This window comes from Streptomyces sp. CA189 (assembly GCF_056428985.1).
This window is the reverse complement of record NZ_JBWJVM010000052.1, coordinates 45,831-63,019: the sequence shown is the minus strand read 5'-3', so window position 1 is coordinate 63,019 and position 17,189 is coordinate 45,831. Positions and strand designations below refer to the sequence as shown.

The 17,189-nt window shown below is 73.7% G+C and carries 8 protein-coding genes; 7 read left to right on the top strand and 1 reads right to left on the bottom strand.

All coding sequences use genetic code 11. From position 1 onward, the window contains the following. Positions 1-123: 123 nt before the first annotated feature. A complete protein-coding gene (locus tag AC061S_RS30215) occupies positions 124-1,353 on the bottom strand; it encodes a nucleotide sugar dehydrogenase (RefSeq protein WP_243333440.1) in 1,230 nt (409 codons plus the stop codon). 345 nt (positions 1,354-1,698) lie between these two features. On the opposite strand from AC061S_RS30215, the gene AC061S_RS30210 reads away from it, so the two are divergent. From AC061S_RS30210 to AC061S_RS30180, 7 genes are all read left to right on the top strand, one after another. Continuing rightward, positions 1,699-3,417, top strand: coding sequence for a glycerol-3-phosphate dehydrogenase/oxidase (locus AC061S_RS30210; RefSeq protein ID WP_478689064.1), 1,719 nt, complete (start codon positions 1,699-1,701; stop codon positions 3,415-3,417). Positions 3,418-3,566: 149 nt separating this feature from the next. Further along, a complete protein-coding gene (locus tag AC061S_RS30205) occupies positions 3,567-6,152 on the top strand; it encodes a serine/threonine-protein kinase (protein ID WP_478689063.1) in 2,586 nt (861 codons plus the stop codon). 117 nt (positions 6,153-6,269) lie between these two features. Continuing rightward, positions 6,270-9,674, top strand: a complete 3,405-nt coding sequence (locus tag AC061S_RS30200) for a protein kinase (RefSeq protein WP_478689062.1) — start codon at positions 6,270-6,272, stop codon at positions 9,672-9,674. Between the two features lie 117 nt (positions 9,675-9,791). After that, positions 9,792-11,483 (top strand): serine/threonine-protein kinase, encoded by a 1,692-nt coding sequence (locus AC061S_RS30195; RefSeq protein WP_478689061.1) that lies wholly within the window; start codon positions 9,792-9,794, stop codon positions 11,481-11,483. Between the two features lie 163 nt (positions 11,484-11,646). Further along, a complete protein-coding gene (locus tag AC061S_RS30190; RefSeq protein WP_478689060.1) occupies positions 11,647-13,275 on the top strand; it encodes a succinic semialdehyde dehydrogenase in 1,629 nt (542 codons plus the stop codon). 31 nt (positions 13,276-13,306) lie between these two features. Then, positions 13,307-15,112, top strand: coding sequence for a GMC oxidoreductase (locus AC061S_RS30185; protein ID WP_478689059.1), 1,806 nt, complete (start codon positions 13,307-13,309; stop codon positions 15,110-15,112). 217 nt (positions 15,113-15,329) lie between these two features. Beyond that, the gene (locus AC061S_RS30180; RefSeq protein WP_478689058.1) at positions 15,330-16,991 is read left to right on the top strand and encodes a COG1361 family protein; all 1,662 of its coding nucleotides are present in this window, start codon (positions 15,330-15,332) and stop codon (positions 16,989-16,991) included. The last annotated feature ends 198 nt before the right edge of the window (positions 16,992-17,189 follow it).

The window sequence follows — 17,189 nt, the reverse complement described above, 5'->3', positions numbered from 1 at the left end:
CCCGGCACGGCACCTCGCCGTGTTGTCGGACCACGACGGTACGTCCAGTACGAGTCGGGGTCCTCCGCCTTGCGATGCACCGCACCGGACACCGCGACCCGGCAAACCTTTCCGGCCACAGCACTAGAGGCGGTGCGCGGCGCCCGCCGGGCTGGCGCCGCGGGTGTCCAGCAGCAACTGGGCCTTCACCGCCAGGCCTTGCAGATCGTAGGTGCGGTGGTGCTGGAGCAGGATCGTCAGATCGGCATTGGCGGCGGCCTCGTACAGGGATTCGGCGCGGGGGACGGGCTGGTCCCTGACGCGCCATCCGGCGATGTACGGGTCGTGGTAGCTGATCAGCGCACCGAGGTCGAGGAGGCGGCTGGCGATCTCGCGTGCCGGGGAGCCCTCCTGGTCCGCGAGGTCCGGCTTGTAGGTGACGCCCAGGAGGAGGACGCGGGCGCCGCGCGCGGACTTGCCGTGCTCGTTGAGCAGGGTGGCGCTGCGCTGGATGACGTACTGCGGCATCCGGTCGTTGATCTCCTGCGCCAGACCGACCATGCGCAGCGGGTGGCCCGGGGTGCGGGTGGTGTGGGGGAGGTAGTTGGGGTCGAGGGGGACTCCGTGGCCGCCGACTCCGGGGCCGGGGCGGAAGGCCTGGAACCCGTACGGCTTGGTCTCGGCGCACCGGATGACGTCCCACAGGTCCACGCCGAGGTCGTGGCAGAGCACGGCCATCTCGTTCATGAGGGCGATGTTGACGTGCCGGTAGTTGGTTTCGAGGAGCTGGACCGTTTCGGCCTCGCGCAGGCCGCGGGCGCGGACCACCTTCTCGGTGAGTCGGGCGTAGAAGGCGTGCGCCGACTCGGTGCAGGCGGGGGTGAGGCCGCCGATGACCTTGGGGGTGTTGGAGATGCCGTGCGTGCGGTTGCCGGGGTCGAGGCGGCTGGGGGAGTAGGCCAGGTGGAAGTCCCGGCCGGCGCGCAGGCGGGAGCCCGATTCGAGGATCGGGCGCAGGTACTCCTCGGTGACGCCCGGGTGGGCCGCCGATTCGAGGATGACGGTGGTGTGCGGCCGCAGGCGTGCGGCGAGCGTGCGGCCCGCCTCGCCGACCGCGGACAGGTCGAGTGCGCGGTCGGCGCCGAGCTGGGTGGGGGCGCAGATGACGGCCGTGCGGACCCGGCCGAGTTCGGCGGGGTTGGTGGTCACCCGGAAGCCGGCCGCCGACATGCGGCGGATCTCGGCGGCGGTGAGGGTGGAGTCCGTCGCCGGACCGCTGTCGTAGCCGACCGTCTCGATCCCGGCGGCCACGGCTGCCTGGGCGAGCGGGAGGCCGAGATGGCCGAGTCCGATGACGGCGAGATCTGCGGGCATGGGGGTGCCGTCCCTTCCCTTCCCTGACATGCATGAGGGGGCGGAGCGCGCAAGTCCTGTGGAGGAGGAGAGCTGGCGCAATGTCAGACTAGGCGTATATATGACAGATATGTCGTATTCAGGGGTCTTGGTCGCCTCCGTGTTATCCACAGGCGGTGGCTGATGTGGGTGCGGCCGGTCAGAATCATGAACGGGCGATGTGAGCGGGATCACCCACGACGGGTGGGATGACCGCATAGGGCGGACGGGGCGACCCGCGTCAACGGGAGGCAGGCAGCCGTGAGGACTGGGACAGGGGCAGGGACGGGCGCAGCGGCAGGGTCGGGGATCGGGATGGGAGCGGGGATGGGCGGTGGTGGTGGGCGGGCCTCGCTGGGGCCCGTGCAGCGGGCCGAGGCGCTCGCCGGGATGGCCGAGCGGGAGCTGGACGTGCTGGTGGTCGGGGCCGGCGTGGTGGGTGCCGGTACCGCCCTCGACGCGGTGACCAGAGGCCTGGCGACCGGGCTGGTGGAGGCGAGGGACTGGGCTTCGGGCACCTCCAGCCGTTCCAGCAAGCTGATCCACGGCGGGCTCAGATACCTGGAGATGCTCGACTTCGCCCTCGTGCGGGAGGCGCTCAAGGAGCGCGGCCTGCTGCTGGGGCGGCTCGCCCCGCACCTGGTGAAGCCGGTGCCCTTCCTCTACCCCTTGCAGCACAAGGGGTGGGAGCGGTTCTATGCCGGCTCGGGCGTCGCGCTGTACGACGCCATGTCGCTCTCCAGCGGCCACGGGCGCGGTCTGCCGACGCACCGGCACCTCTCCCGCAAGCGCGCCCTGCGGATCGCGCCGGCGCTGCGCAAGGACGCGCTGGTGGGCGCCCTGCAGTACTACGACGCCCAGATGGACGACGCCCGTTACGTGGCGACCCTGGTCCGGACGGCCGCGGCGTACGGGGCGCAGTGCGCCAATCGGGCGAGGGTCGTCGGCTTCCTGCGGGAGGGCGAGCGGGTCGTCGGCGCGCGGGTGCGGGATGTGGAGGGCGGCGGGGAGTACGAGATCCGGGCGAAGCAGATCGTGAACGCCACGGGGGTGTGGACGGACGACACCCAGGCGCTGATCGGGGAGCGCGGGCAGTTCCACGTACGGGCCTCGAAGGGCATCCACCTCGTCGTTCCCAAGGACCGGATCCACTCCTCGACCGGGCTGATCCTGCGGACCGAGAAGTCGGTGCTCTTCGTCATCCCGTGGGGCCGGCACTGGATCGTGGGCACCACGGACACCGACTGGGACCTGGACAAGGCGCACCCGGCGGCGTCGAGCGCGGACATCGACTACCTGTTGGAGCACGTGAACTCGGTGCTGGCGGTCCCGCTCACCCGGGACGACGTCCAGGGGGTCTACGCCGGCCTGCGGCCGCTGCTGGCCGGGGAGTCGGACGCGACGAGCAAGCTCTCGCGCGAGCACACGGTGGCGCACCCGGTGCCGGGGCTGGTGGTGGTCGCCGGCGGCAAGTACACGACCTACCGGGTGATGGCCAAGGACGCGGTGGACGAGGCGGTGCACGGGCTGGACCAGCGGGTCGCGCCGTGCGTGACGGAGGACGTGCCGCTGGTCGGGGCCGAGGGGTACCGGGCCCTGTGGAACGGCCGGGCGCGGATCGCCGCGCGGACGGGGCTCCATGTGGTGCGGGTGGAGCACCTCTTGAACCGGTACGGCTCGCTGACGGAGGAACTGCTGGCCCTGATCGCGGAAGACCCCTCGCTCGGGGAGCCGCTGACTGGCGCCGACGACTACCTCCGCGCCGAGGTGGTCTACGCGGCCTCGCACGAGGGGGCGCGGCACCTGGACGACGTGCTGACCAGGCGGACGCGGATCTCGATCGAGACCTTCGACCGGGGGACCCGATCGGCTCGGGAGTGCGCGGAGTTGATGGCTCCGGTCCTGGGATGGGACGAGCAGCAGATCGAGAAGGAAGTGGAACACTACGAGAAGAGGGTGCAGGCGGAGCGGGAATCGCAGCGCCAGCCGGACGATCAGACGGCGGACGCGGCGAGGCTGGGTGCGCCGGATATCGTCCCGTTGTAACTCCGCGACGTCGAGGGCGGAACCGCGGACCCGGGGCTCCCGTCCGTTGCGGAGTAAGGGACAATGAGGGTTCTGCCGGGGCGGGTTACCGGGCACCCCGGCCGCTGCCAGGGCAACCGGAGCAGGCGGCACGAACGCAGAGGGGACGCATGTCGAAGCCGGAGCACACCGAGTCGCCGGAGCCGTCTGTCGGGACGGGATCGCCGGTGCCTCCGGCGGCACCCCCGACGGATCCGAAGCCTCCCGCCAAGACGCCTGCGGCGGGAGCCGCGAAGCGTGCTGCCGGCGCGAAGCCCACCGCGGCGGGGGCCGCGAAGGCCGCGCCCGCCGGTGCGAAGCGTGCTGCGGCCGGGACCGCGAAGCCCGCTGCGGCCGTGCCCCCGGCCGCGACCGAAGCCGCCGGGCCGGCGGCGCCGGAGGACGCGAAGCCCGGCGCTTCCGCGACGGAGCCGGAGCCGCGGAAGCCGGAGCTGCGGAAGCCTGCTGCGACGACGGCTGCGGCGACGGCTGCCGGTGGGGCTGAGCCCGAGGACGCGAAGCCCGCGGGAGCGGGTGCCGAGTCGGAGAGTGCGAAGGCCGCTGGTGGGGAGGCCGAGCCCGAGGACGCGAAGCCCGTCGAGGCCGCGGGCGTGAAGCCCGTGGGCGCGAAGGCGGATGTGCGGAAGGCCGCCGTCGTGCGGGAGTACGACGGGGTCGAGGACGCGAAACCCCTGCGAGGGGCCGAGGGCGGCCGGGCCGCGGGGGTGAAGCCCGTCGCGGTGAGCAAGGCCGACGAGGTGGCCGCCGCCGTCAAGGCCGCCGCGGCCAGGGCGGGAGAGGGCGCTCACGACGAGGGCCGGCTGCTCGCGGGCCGGTACCGGCTCGGGGACGTCCTCGGCAAGGGCGGCATGGGCACCGTCTGGCGCGCCGAGGACGAGACCCTCGGCCGCACCGTCGCCGTCAAGGAACTCCGCTTCGGCAGCGGCGTCGACGACGACGAGAAGCGCCGCCTCATCACCCGCACCCTCCGCGAGGCGAAGGCCATCGCCCGGATCCGCAGCGGCGGCGCGGTGACCGTCTACGACGTCGTCGACGAAGACGGCCGGCCGTGGATCGTCATGGAGCTCATCGAGGGCCCCTCGCTCGCGGAGTTCATCCGCGAGAGCGGCCCGCTGACCCCCCGCCGCGCCGCGGAAGTCGGCCTCGCCGTGCTCGACGTACTCCGGGCCGCCCACCGCCAGGGCATCCTGCACCGGGACGTGAAGCCCTCCAACGTGCTCCTCGCCGACCACGGCAACGGCCGCGTGATCCTCACCGACTTCGGCATCGCCCAGGTCGAGGGCGACCCCTCCGTCACCTCCACCGGCATGCTCGTCGGCGCCCCCTCGTACATCTCGCCCGAGCGGGCCCGCGGGCAGCGCCCCGGCCCGCCGGCCGACATGTGGTCGCTCGGCGGCCTGCTGTACGCCGCGGTCGAGGGGGTTCCCCCGTACGACAAGGGGTCGGCCCTCGCGACGCTCACCGCCGTGATGACCGAGCCGGTCGAGCCGCCCAAGAACGCCGGCCCGCTGACCGAGGTCATCTACGGCCTCCTCGTCAAGGACCCCGCCCACCGGCTCGACGACGACCGCGCGCGGGCGCTGCTCACCGCCGTGATCGAAGCGCCCGAGCCGCCGGCTCCCGTAGCCGCTCCGAGCGCCGAGGAGACCCGGCAGATATCGCTCGCCGAGGCCCAGGAAGCCGCCGACAAGGCGGCCGCCGACAAAGCGGCCAAGGCTGCCGAGAAGGCGGAGAAGAAGGACCGCGAGCGCCGTGAGCGCGAGCAGCGCGAGCGCGCCCGCGCGGCGTTGAAGTCGGCCCGCAAGGCGGCGGCCGCCAGTGCGGCCGCCTCGGCCGCCGCCACGGCCACGGCCGCGAGCGCCGCCGAGTCCCCGTCGCCCCGCCCGTCGCCCGTCGCCGCCCCGCTCACCGACGTCGTGCCGCGCCGCACCATCGCGCTCGCGATAGCCGGCGTGGTCGTCGCGCTCGCCGTCATCGGCTCGCTCGTCGCATACGCCATCAGCGGCGATGACGACAACGGAGGTTCCCCGAAGGACGGCAAGGGCGGCAGCTCCGCCGCCGCGTCGAGCCCCGCGGCCGGTTCCGCGACGCCGCCCCCGGCTTCGTCCGCCCCCTCGCCCCCGCCGAAGTCCGGTGCGCCGTCCGGCGGAGGCTCCGGTTCGCCGGCCCCGGGCCAGTCGCCGGGCTCCGGTACCAACCCCGGCCAGGGAGCCACGCCCGGGGGATCCCTACCCGGGATCCCGCCGGGGTTCGCCCAGGTCGACGACCCCGGGTTCCACTTCGCGATGGTCATGCCCGAGGGCTTCAAGCAGACCGGCGTGATAGGGAACAACGACGGCGTCATCTACAGCCGCGACGGCGGTTTCCCGCGCATCCAGATCGACTTCAACAGCTCGCCGAAGGAAGACGCCCGCGCCGCCTGGCTGGCGCTGGCCCCGAGTGTGGCGAGCAGCAGCACCAACTACAAACTGCTGCGCCTCGAACCGGTCGAGTACCGCGGGTACCCGACCGTCGCGGACTGGGAGTTCGAGCGGGACCAGAAGGGCGTGCGGGTCCGGGTGCTCGACCGTGGATTCCGGATCGACGCGACGCACGGCTACGCCATCATGATCACCTGCCTCGCCGACCAGTGGGGCGCGGACGAGTGCACGAAGCTGCGCACCACGGCGTTCGACACCTTCCAGCCACGCGGCTGATACCCGCCCCGAGCGGGCTCGGGTCAGCCTCGCCAGGGCCGGGACGCGGGCGCCTCGGGCGTCGTATCGTGTCAGCGGGGTTTGGGGGACGGGCCCGCAGCTCTCGGGGGAGGCGATGTGGAGGACTACGCGGGCCGGATCCTGGCCGAGCGCTACCGTCTGCCGCTGCCGCCGTCCGACGCTTACGAACTGATCGAGACCCGGGCCTTCGACACGCGCAGCGGCCAGGAAGTCCTCGTACGGCAGGTGCCGTTGCCGGAGGTCGTCGACGCGGAGCTGCTGGACGGCCCGCGGGGCGGGCCGCCCGCGGCCGGGGGCCGGCGCGTCCCGCACGGTGAACTGCCCGCCGTGCGCAGGGCGATCGAGGCGGCGCAGGCGGCGGCGTCCGTGCCGGACCATCCGCGGCTGGACCAGGTCTTCGACGTGTTCGCGGAGGGTGGGTCGCTGTGGATCGTGAGCGAACTCGTCCCGGCCAGACCGCTGGCGGCGCTGATAGCCGACGAACCGCTGAGCCCGTACCGGGCGGCGGAGGTGGCGGCGGACGTGCTGACCGCTCTGCGGGTGCTGCACGCGCACGGGTGGACGCACCGGAACATCACCATGCGGACGGTGCTGATCTGCGAGGACGGACGGGTCGTCCTGACGGGGCTGGCGGCGGGGGCGGCGGAGGACGCCCTGTGCGGGTACGACCCGGTTCCCCCGCGGGACGGTACGGACCACTCCGGTGCGGGGTCGGCCGGGTGGGCGGTTCCGGGAGGTGCGGCTAGTGGTGGTGCGGGTGCCGTGGGGCCCGGGTTCGGCGCTGGTTCCGGTACGGGCGCCGGGTACGGCGGTGCGGATGCCGGGTACGGGTACGGGGATGGGCAGGGGTCTGGCTCCGGGGCCGGTGCGGACGGCGGGCAGGGCGGCGGGCGGTACGGCGCCGAGTACGGGGGCGGATCCGCGGATGCGGCCGGTTGGGATGCCGGGGTCGCCGGGGCCGGTGCGGGAACGGCCCCGCAGGGGGCCGGGAGTGCGGCGGAGTACGCGCCGCTGGTGGCTCCGGGGTACGACACCGGGCCGCGTTACCGGGACCACATAAGCCCCGGCACGCCCGGAACGGCGACTGCTTCTGACCCTCTCGGAGCCTCCGGCGCTCCCGGAACTCCCGGCGCTCCTGGAACCCACGGAAGCTCCGGTGCCCCGGGTGCCCCGGGTGCCCCGGGTGCCCCGGGTGCCCCAGGGGCACCCGGAGCCCCCGGCAGCTCCGGTTCCACCGCAGACCGGCCCGACCTGAAGGCCGCCGCGCGGGCCGGGGCCATCGCCGCGTACCGGGCCGGGGCCCAGGCCGCCGCGCGGATCACCGAGCAGCGGAAGACCGGGTCGGAGCCCGCGCCGGAGCAGGAGCCGGGGCCGGCGGCGGAGCCCAGGCCCGAGGGGTCGAAGCTGCCGCAGGGGTACTCGTACCCGTACGGCGGCCCGGACAGCGGCGCGGCCTGGCACGGCGCCACTCCGCGCCGCAAGGCCCTGCCCCCGGCCGAAGCGGAGCCGCAGGCCCGCGCCGCGCTGCCGGCGCAACTCGCCCTCCCCCAGGGCTACCACCAGGCGGACACCCCGGGCGGCGGCACGCCCCGGACCTCCGACGACGGCCAAGGCGCCGCCACCGCCCCGCAGCGGCCCGGGGCGCCGGGAGCTGCCGGTGCACCCAGTGGGACACAGGCACCCTCAGGCGACGGCGGCTACGGCTACGACCAGGGCGCCGGGCAGCCGACGCCGCCGGGCGGCCGGGTGCATCCGCAGGACGGCGCGGAGCGCCGGGCGGTCGCAGGACCGGGGTACGGGCCCGGCCACGGTCAGCCCTCGCCGGGACCGGGCCGCCCGGATCCGGCGGGCTCCGAGCAGGCCGGCCCGAGCAGCGGCGCCGGGTACGAGGCGGCTCCCGAGGCCGGCGGGCACGGGCAGGGCGGCGGGTACGGGCAGGGCGGCCGGCAGAGCGATCCGCAGGGCGGCGCCCGGTACCCGGCGGATACCGGGGCCCGGGAGTACGGCCAGGCCGGCCCGCAGGCCGGCCCGCAGGGCGGCGCCGGATACGAGGCGGCTCCTGAAGCCGTCGGATACGGGCAGGGTGACCCGCAGGGCGGCGCCGGGTACCCGGTGGTTCCAGGAGCCCGCGGACCCGGCCGGGCCGGCCCGCAGAGCGGCCCGGGGGCCGGTGCCGGATACGCGGCGGCTCCCGGGGCCGATGGTTACGGCCTGGCCGGTCCGCAGGGCGGCGGGTACGGCCAGGCCGGTCCGCGGGGCGGCGCCGGGTGGGGGAGCGGTCCGCGGAGCGGGCTGGACGCCGAGCGGGCTCGGCAGACGCGGATGGCCGTGGTCGGGGCCGTTACCGAGCGGTGGGCTCCCGAGCAGGCGCAGGCCGTGCACGGGCCGTGGCAGTTGGCCGCGCCGGTCGGGCCGGCCACCGACCTGTGGGGGCTCGGAGCGCTGCTGTACCGGGCCGTACAGGGCCATGCCCCGTACCCCGAGGACAGCGTCGCCGAGCTCGTGGAGATGGTCTGCGCCGAGCCGCCCGCCTTCGCCGAGGAGTGCGGCCCGCTGCGCCCGGTCGTGGAGTCCCTGCTGCGCCAGGACCCGACCGAGCGGCCCGACTTCGAGGAGCTCCGCGGCTGGCTGCGCTCCCTCGTGCGGTCCGCCCCGGAGCCCGACGGCGGCTTCGCCATGCTGCCGCCGGTGGCGGAGGATCCGGCCAGGCTGCCCGTCGTACGGCGGCGGGCCGATCTGCACGGCCGGCACCGCAGCGCCGAACACCCCCGAAAGCCGCGCTCGCTGGGGCGTTCCCTGGTGCTCGGGATCCTCGTCCTGCTCTCGGGAGCCGTGGCCTACGCCCTGTTCTTCATGCCCCGAGCCGCCGATCCGCAGGGCGGCGGGCAGAAGGCCGCCGGAATGAGGCCGCCCGCCGCGACCCAGTCGCAGAGCCCGGGCCGCAGCCCCGGCCAGAGCCCGAGCCCGAAGCCGAGCGGGTCCGGCCAGGCCCCGAGCCCTTCCGCGAACCCGCCCGAGTCCCGGCCGGCGCCGCAGACCAACGCCCCCGCTCCGCCCGGGTACACCGCCCAGCAGGACGCGGAGCACTTCTCGATCAACGTCCCGAACGGCTGGGAGCGTCGCGGAATGAACGAGTCCGGGCAGGTCCGCTACACGGAGGGGGACTTCGTCCTGACCGTCGTCCCCGGCCGGGACAAGGTCGAGGGCAACCCCGACCCGGCCACCTACCAGAAGGACAAGGAGCCCGAACTGGCTCCGTACCGCTCCTCCACCTGGTCCAGCGTCAGCGACATCAAGTCCACCAAGGTCGGCAACCAGCTCCGCGTCACCGGGCGGTACACCTGGATCGACGGCAACGGCCGTTCCGTCGTGGCCCGCAACTTCGTGGTCGCGCTCGGAGGTTCCTACCACGTGGTCATGGTGACCGGCCCGCAGGACCAGGAGGGCAAGGTCACCGAGACCTTCGAGCAGGCGACGGCCAGCTACAAGAGCGGCGGCTGACGAGGTATCAGTACGGCGATTGCGTCACAGTGCGGCCCAACCGCCTCCGAGTGGTTCCGCCGCCGCCCGCGATCTCCGTAGTCTGACCGGAAGTGCACAGAGCGGCGGCGGGGATTCGTGGAACAGCAGACAGGTGCGGGTGCGGTGCTCGCGGGCCGGTACCGGCTCGTGGAGCCCATCGGCAGGGGCGGCATGGGCAAGGTGTGGCGCGCACACGATGAGCTGCTGCACAGGACGGTCGCCGTCAAGGAACTGACGGCTGGGCTGTACGTGGCCCAGGCCGACCGGGACGTCCTGCACGCCCGGACGCAGAAGGAGGCCCGGGCCGCGGCCCGGATCCAGCATCCGGCGGTCGTCACCGTCCACGACGTACTGGAACACGACGACCGGCCCTGGATCGTCATGGAGTACATCGACGGCCCCTCACTCGCGGACGCGGCGAAGACGGCCGGCCGGATCGAGCCCCGCGAGGCGGCCCGGATCGGGCTGCACGTGCTCGGTGCGCTGCGCGCCGCGCACGCGGTCGGCGTATTGCACCGGGACGTGAAACCGGGCAACGTGATGCTCGCCAAGGACGGCCGGGTGATGCTCGCCGACTTCGGCATCGCCGCGATCGAGGGCGACTCCTCCATCACGCGCACCGGCGAACTCGTCGGCTCCATCGACTACCTGGCCCCCGAACGGGTCACCGGCGGGGCCCCGGACCCGGCCTCCGACCTGTGGTCGCTCGGCGCGACGCTGTACACGGCCGTCGAGGCCCGCTCACCGTTCCGCCGCACCTCGCCCATCTCCAGCCTCCAGGCCGTGGTGAACGAAGAGCCGTCCGCCCCGACCCACGCGGGCGCGCTGGCCCCGGTCATCACGGCGCTGCTGCGCAAGGACCCGGCGCAGCGGCCGTCGGCCGACGAGGCCGAGCAGATGCTGCTGCAGGCGATGGAGGGCCGGGAGCCGAAGGCGGCGCAGGCGTACGTACCCACGCGCGCGATGGGCTCCGAGGAGCTGGGCGCAGCCCGGAACGAGCCGGCGGACACGGCCGCGCTGCCCGCGGAAGAGGGGCGGGGCGCCGGGGTGGAGCCGGGTTCGGGCCCGGAGCCGGCGCTCGTCGCGCGGTCCGAGGCCGGACCGGCCGGACCGGGTCGCCGGGACACCGGAGCCGTCGGCCGGATCAGGCGCGCGGCGGTCGTCGCCGTGGTGGCGGCGCTGGTCGGCGGCGGCGGGGTGTTCTGGATCCTGAAGTACACCAGCGACACGAACGCGCACGGCGGGGTTCAGGGCCGGACGTCCGCTGCGCCGGAGTCGCCCGGCGCCTCGCCCGGCGCCGGGGATGCCAAGGGGCAGGCGGAGGAGGCTCCGCCGGCGGGCTGGGCGAAGGTGGTCGACAAGGCGGGCTTCTCGCTCTTCGTCCCGGACGGCTGGAAGCGCCGGGAGGACGGGTCGCAGATCGACTACACCGGGGACGGCGGCAAGCACTTCATCCGGATCGCGATGGACCGCAAGCCGACGTTCAAGGACCCGTACGCGCATCTGCTGGACCTGGAGAAGCAGGTCGCGATGCGCTCCGACTACGTGCAGCAGACCCTGCACCCGAACACCTTCCGGGGGCAGGTCAAGGCCGCCCTGTGGGAGTTCACCTGGACGGAGAAGTCCGGGGCGTTCACCGGGCCCCGGCGGGCCATCGAGCAGATGTACTACGCGCCGGACGGCACCGAGTACGCGGTGTACATGTCGGGTCCGGTCGCGGACTGGGACACGACCCGGGCGCAGTTCGACATCGTGCTCAGCGGCTGGCAGCCGGCCCCGGCCCGCTGAAACCCCGGCCCGCCGGACCGCGGCCTGCCGTGGCCCCGGCTCGCTGAAACCCGGCCCCCGGTGCCCGGATTCCGCCATCCTGCCAGCGATCACTGGCGGAAATGGCAAAATCCGGTTACCGGCGGGTACCCAAAGCACCCCCGGGCGCAATACGCTCACGGCCATGACGGACACGCAGGCCCCGGCCCCCCTCCACAGCGCCCCGCAGCCCACCAATCCCGTCGCCCCCGCCCCGGCCGGCGCCCGGCGCGCCGCCGACGTGGTGACCCCCGAACTGGTCGCCCGGCTGACCCGCGGAGTGGCCGGCTCCGGCCGCACGGCCAACCACACCCCCTTCACCGGGGACCGGCTCGCGGAGCTCCCCGAGGCCACCCCCGAGGACGTGGCGAACGCCTTCGCCGCGGCCCGCGCCGCGCAGCCCGCCTGGGCCGCCGTGCCCGTCCGCGCGCGGGCCGCCGTACTGCTGCGCTTCCACGACCTGGTCCTGGACCGGCAGGCCGAGGTGCTCGACCTGATCCAGCTGGAGACCGGCAAGGCCCGCCTGCACGCCCACGAGGAGGTCCAGGCCGTCTCGATCGCCGCCCGGCACTACGGGCGCAAGGCGCCCTCGTACCTGCGCCCCAAGGGCCACACGGGCGCCATGCCCACCCTCACCAAGGTCACCGAGCTGCGCCAGCCGCGCGGGGTCATCGGCCAGATCGCCCCCTGGAACTACCCCCTCGAACTGTCCATCGGCGACGCCCTGCCCGCCTTCGTCGCGGGCAACGCCGTCGTGATGAAGCCCGACACCGAGACCGCGCTCACCGCGCTGTGGGCCCGCGACCTGATGATCGAGGCGGGCCTGCCGGCCGAGGTGTTCCAGATCGTCCTCGGCGAGGGCCCGGTCGTCGGCCCCGAGGTGGTCCGGCACGCCGACTACGTCTCGTTCACCGGCTCCACGCGCACCGGCCGCGAGGTGGCCCAGGGCGCGGCCGCCCGCCTGGTCGGGGCCTCACTCGAACTCGGCGGCAAGAACGCCATGCTCGTCCTGCGCGACGCCGACGTGGAGAAGGCCGCCGCCGGCGCCGTCCGCGCCTGCTTCTCCTCCGCGGGCCAGCTCTGCATCTCCATCGAGCGGCTGTACGTCCACGCCTCGATCGCCGACGAGTTCGTCGACCGGTTCGCCGCCCGGACGAAGGCCATGCGCCTCGGCTCCTCCCTCGCCTACGGCGCAGACATGGGCTCGCTGGCCGGCGAACGCCAGCTCGAGGCCGTGCAGCGGCACGTGGACGACGCCGTGGCCAAGGGCGCCACGCTCGTCACCGGCGGCGTCGCCCGCCCCGACATCGGCCCGCTCTTCTACGAGCCGACCATCCTCGACGGCGTCGAGGCCGCGATGGCGGTGTGCGGGGAGGAGACCTTCGGCCCGGTCGTCTCCATCTACCGCTTCACCGACGAGGACGAGGTCATCAAAGAGGCCAACGGCACCTCGTACGGCCTGAACTCCAGCGTGTGGACGAAGGACGCCCGCCGCGGCCACGCCGTCTCGGCCCGCCTGCGCACCGGCACCGTCAACATCAACGAGGGGTACGCCCCGGCCTACGGCAGCGCCCAGGCGCCCATGGGCGGCATGAAGGAATCCGGCCTCGGCCGCCGCCACGGCTCCGAGGGCATCCTCAAGTACACCGAGGCCCAGACCGTCGCCCACCAGCGGCTGCTGCCGATGGCGCCCTCGTTCGGGATGGACGACGAGAAGTACGCGGCGTTCATGACCCGCAGCCTCAAGGTCATGAAGGCGTTCCGGCTCCGCTAGTCCGTTCAGTTCCGTTCGGGGAGGCACCGCAGTGTCGTACGACTACGACGTCATCGTCATCGGATCGGGTTTCGGGGGGGCGGTCTCGGCACTGCGGCTCACCGAGAAGGGGTACCGGGTCGGCGTCCTGGAGGCAGGACGCCGGTTCACCCGGGAGACCCTGCCGAAGAACAGCTGGGACCTGCGCGGCTACCTGTGGGCCCCGGCCCTGGGGCTGTACGGGATCCAGCGCATCCACCTCCTCGGCAACGTGATGGTCCTCGCGGGCGCCGGGGTCGGCGGCGGCTCGCTCAACTACGCCAACACCCTCTACGTGCCGCCCACCGCGTTCTTCGAGGACCGGCAGTGGGCGTCCATCACGGACTGGCAGGACGAGCTCGCCCCCTACTACGACCAGGCCAAGCGGATGCTGGGGGTCCGGCTCAACCCGACCACGACCCCCTCCGACGTCCACCTCAAGGCGGCCGCCGCCAAGATGGGCGTCGCCGACTCCTTCCACATGGCCCCGGTCGGCGTCTTCTTCGGGGACGGCGACGATGCCCCGGGCCAGGGCAAGGTGCGCCCCGGTGACGAGGTCGCGGACCCGTACTTCGGCGGCGCCGGCCCCTCCCGCAAGGCCTGCACCGAGTGCGGCGAGTGCATGACCGGCTGCCGGCACGGCGCGAAGAACACCCTCAACGAGAACTACCTGCACCTCGCGGAGCGGGCCGGCGCCGTCATCCACGCCATGACCACGGTCACCGCCCTCGCCGAGCACCCCGACGGCGGCTACCGCGTCCGCACCGTCCCCACCGAGGGCCGCCGCCGCGCCGAGCCCACGGTGCTGCGCGCCCGCCACGTGGTCGTCGCGGCGGGCACGTACGGCACCCAGACCCTCCTGCACACGATGAAGGACCTCGGCGAGCTGCCCCGCCTCTCGGACCGGCTCGGGGAGCTGACCCGGACCAACTCCGAAGGCCTCGTAGGAGCGCAGACCGATGACCGCCGCTACCGCAAGCGGCACGGCAAGGACAAGCGGGCCGACTTCACGCGGGGCGTGGCCATCACCTCTTCGGTGCACCCCAACGCCGACACGCACATCGAGCCGGTGCGCTACGGCAAGGGCTCCAACGCGATGGGGTTCATGACGATCCTCCAGGTGCCGTACTCCGGCCACCGGGTCCGCGCCTGGTTCGGGCGCACCGCCCGGCACCCCGTGCAGCTGCTGCGCTCGCTGTCCAACCGGCGCTGGTCGGAGCGGACCATCATCGGCCTGGTCATGCAGTCCCTCGACAACTCCCTGACCACCTACCGCAAGCCCGGCGGCGTGGGGAAGGGCCTGCTCACCGCCCGCCAGGGCCACGGGGCGCCCAACCCCGTACAGATCGCCGAGGCCACGCGGGCGGCGACCCTGCTGGCCGAGGAGATCAACGGGTTCCCGGGCAGCAACATCGGCGAGCTGATGGGCACCCCGCTGACGGCGCACTTCCTCGGCGGCTGCCCCATCGGAGCCTCGCCCGAGGAGGGCGTGGTCGACCCGTACCACCGGCTCTACGGGTACCCGGGCATCTCGGTGGTGGACGGCTCGGCGGTCTCCGCGAACCTCGGGGTCAACCCGTCGCTGACGATCACCGCGCAAGCGGAACGGGCGATGTCCTACTGGCCGAACAACGGCGAGCACGACCCGCGCCCGGAGCAGGGAGCGGCGTACACCCGCCTGGCGGCCGTGGAACCGGCCCGCCCGGCGGTGCCGAAGGAGGCCTTCGGGGCGCTGCGCCTGCCGTTCCTGGCGGTACCGGAGGTCCCGCCGCGCTCGGCGTCCCCCGCCGAACCGCCGAGCAGCCGAGCAGCCGGATAGTCGCGCAGCCGGATAGCCGGGCAGCCGGATGGTCTAACAGCCGCCGAAATGACTTCGGCGGGCACCGCACTCCCCCTCCGAGCGCGGTACCCGCCGAACTACATGGAAGACAGCTGCTCGGCCCCGATGGTTGTAGCCGAATCCGGCGACGGAGGTGTGGTGTCCGTCACAAGGCGGGGAGGGCAACCGGGGAGGTCCTTCGCGGGTCAGGACCGGCATGAGAAAGCGCATCTCCCTGCTGGCGGCAGCCGGCCTGGTGGCCGTGGGTCTGGCCGCCACCCCCGCGAACGCCGCTGATCCGGTGTTCACGCTGACCAGCCCGTCGGAGATCGGTCTGCACCCGCACCCCGGGCGGGACGGCCGGCCGCAGACGGCCACGCTCGACTTCCGCGTCGAGAACGGGACCGGGAAGCCCTTCGACCGGCCGACCACCTACACGATCGACCTGAGCCCCCTCAAGGGCGTCGCCGACGTGGCGCTCACCGAGGAGCGGTCCTCCGGCTGCACCCTCGCCGCGACGACGGTCACCTGCAAGGACTGGGCGGTCTGGACGCACGGAAGCGGCGTGGTGTCCCTGGACCTCGCCGCCGCCGAGGGCAGCAAGACCGGCGCGGCCGCCGACCTGACGGTGACCGGCACGGCGGAGGGCGCCACCTTCGAGCCCGCCACCACGAAGGTCAGGATCGGCGGCCCGGACCTGGTGATGGAGAAGGCCGCCCTCAAGGCGAAGCTGTCCCCGGGGCAGGAGCAGCCGCTCCCGATCGTCTTCGGCAACACGGGCACCGAGTCCGTCGACGGCGTGGCGCTGGAACTGAACACCACGCACGGCATGGGCCTGGTCGAGCAGTACGACAACTGCTCCTACAGCGAGGACGACAGCGCCGGCCAGCCCTGGAACGTGGGCTGGGCCACGACGGTCTGCACCTTCGACAACGTGGTCAAGCCGGGCGAGGTCTACGAGATCGCGGGCGCGCTGACGCTCAAGGCCGCTCCGCACGCCTTCATCGAGGGCCTGCTCTACGGGGTGCACCAGGCGGGCTCCGAGCCGAAGTCCACGCAGAAGTTCAACACGCCCCGCACGGGCAAGAAGCTGGGCATCAAGGTCCGCTCGGCCAAGGCCGCACCGCGCGCGGCGGACCTGGACCCGTGGAACAACCGGCACGAGTTCGACTTCTCGGTGAAGAACACCGCAGACCTGGTGGCCGCCGCCACCTCCCTGACGGGCAAGGCGGGCGAGACGGTCAAGGCCGAGCTCGGCTTCCGCAACGACGGCCCGGCGTGGATCGCCCACCTCCGCTCGGGCGAGGACGTGGCCATGGCGGACATCGTGATCCCGGCCGGTGCGAAGGTCACCAAGGTGCCCGAGCCCTGCCAGGCCGTCACGGCCTCGGGGGACTACCGCGAGGAGCAGTTGGGCGCCCCGCGCTACCTCTGCCCGACCTCGCACGTCATCGGGGAGAAGGAGGCGTTCGGCTTCCCGTTCGAGCTGAAGATCGAGAAGGCGGTCGCTGACGCCACGGGCTCCGTGACGGTCGGCGGCTGGTCCCCCGTGGGCGCGGTGCCGCCGAGCTGGGACCCGAACCAGGCCAACAACAAGGCCGCCTTCGTGATCAACGGCAAGGGCACCGGCCCCGCGCCGACCACGGCCCCGACCACCGCCGGCCCGACGCCGACGGCTCCCACGACCCCGGGGGCCACACCGGGTACGAGCACCACTCCGAGCCCGGGGACCAGTACCGGTACGGGCAAGACGCCGAACGGCGGCCTCGCCGACACGGGCTCCGCCGCCGGGCCGGTCCTGATGGCCGGTGCGGCACTCGTGGCCGCCGGTGGCGCGGTGTTCCTGGCGCTCCGCCGACGGGACACCGGCCGCGCGTGACGGCGTAAACGGGGGGACAGCAGGGGAACCGACGGGGGAAGCAGAAGAACGGCCGGTCCGGGGCGTCCCCCGGGCCGGCCGTCCTTGTGTGGTGACCGGGCTGCTGTCCCCTGCCGTCCGGTCACATGAAGGAGCGAGGTCCCACGACGCACGCCCCGCAGGGGGTGCGTCTCATCGCTCCAGCGGAGCCACGCGTGG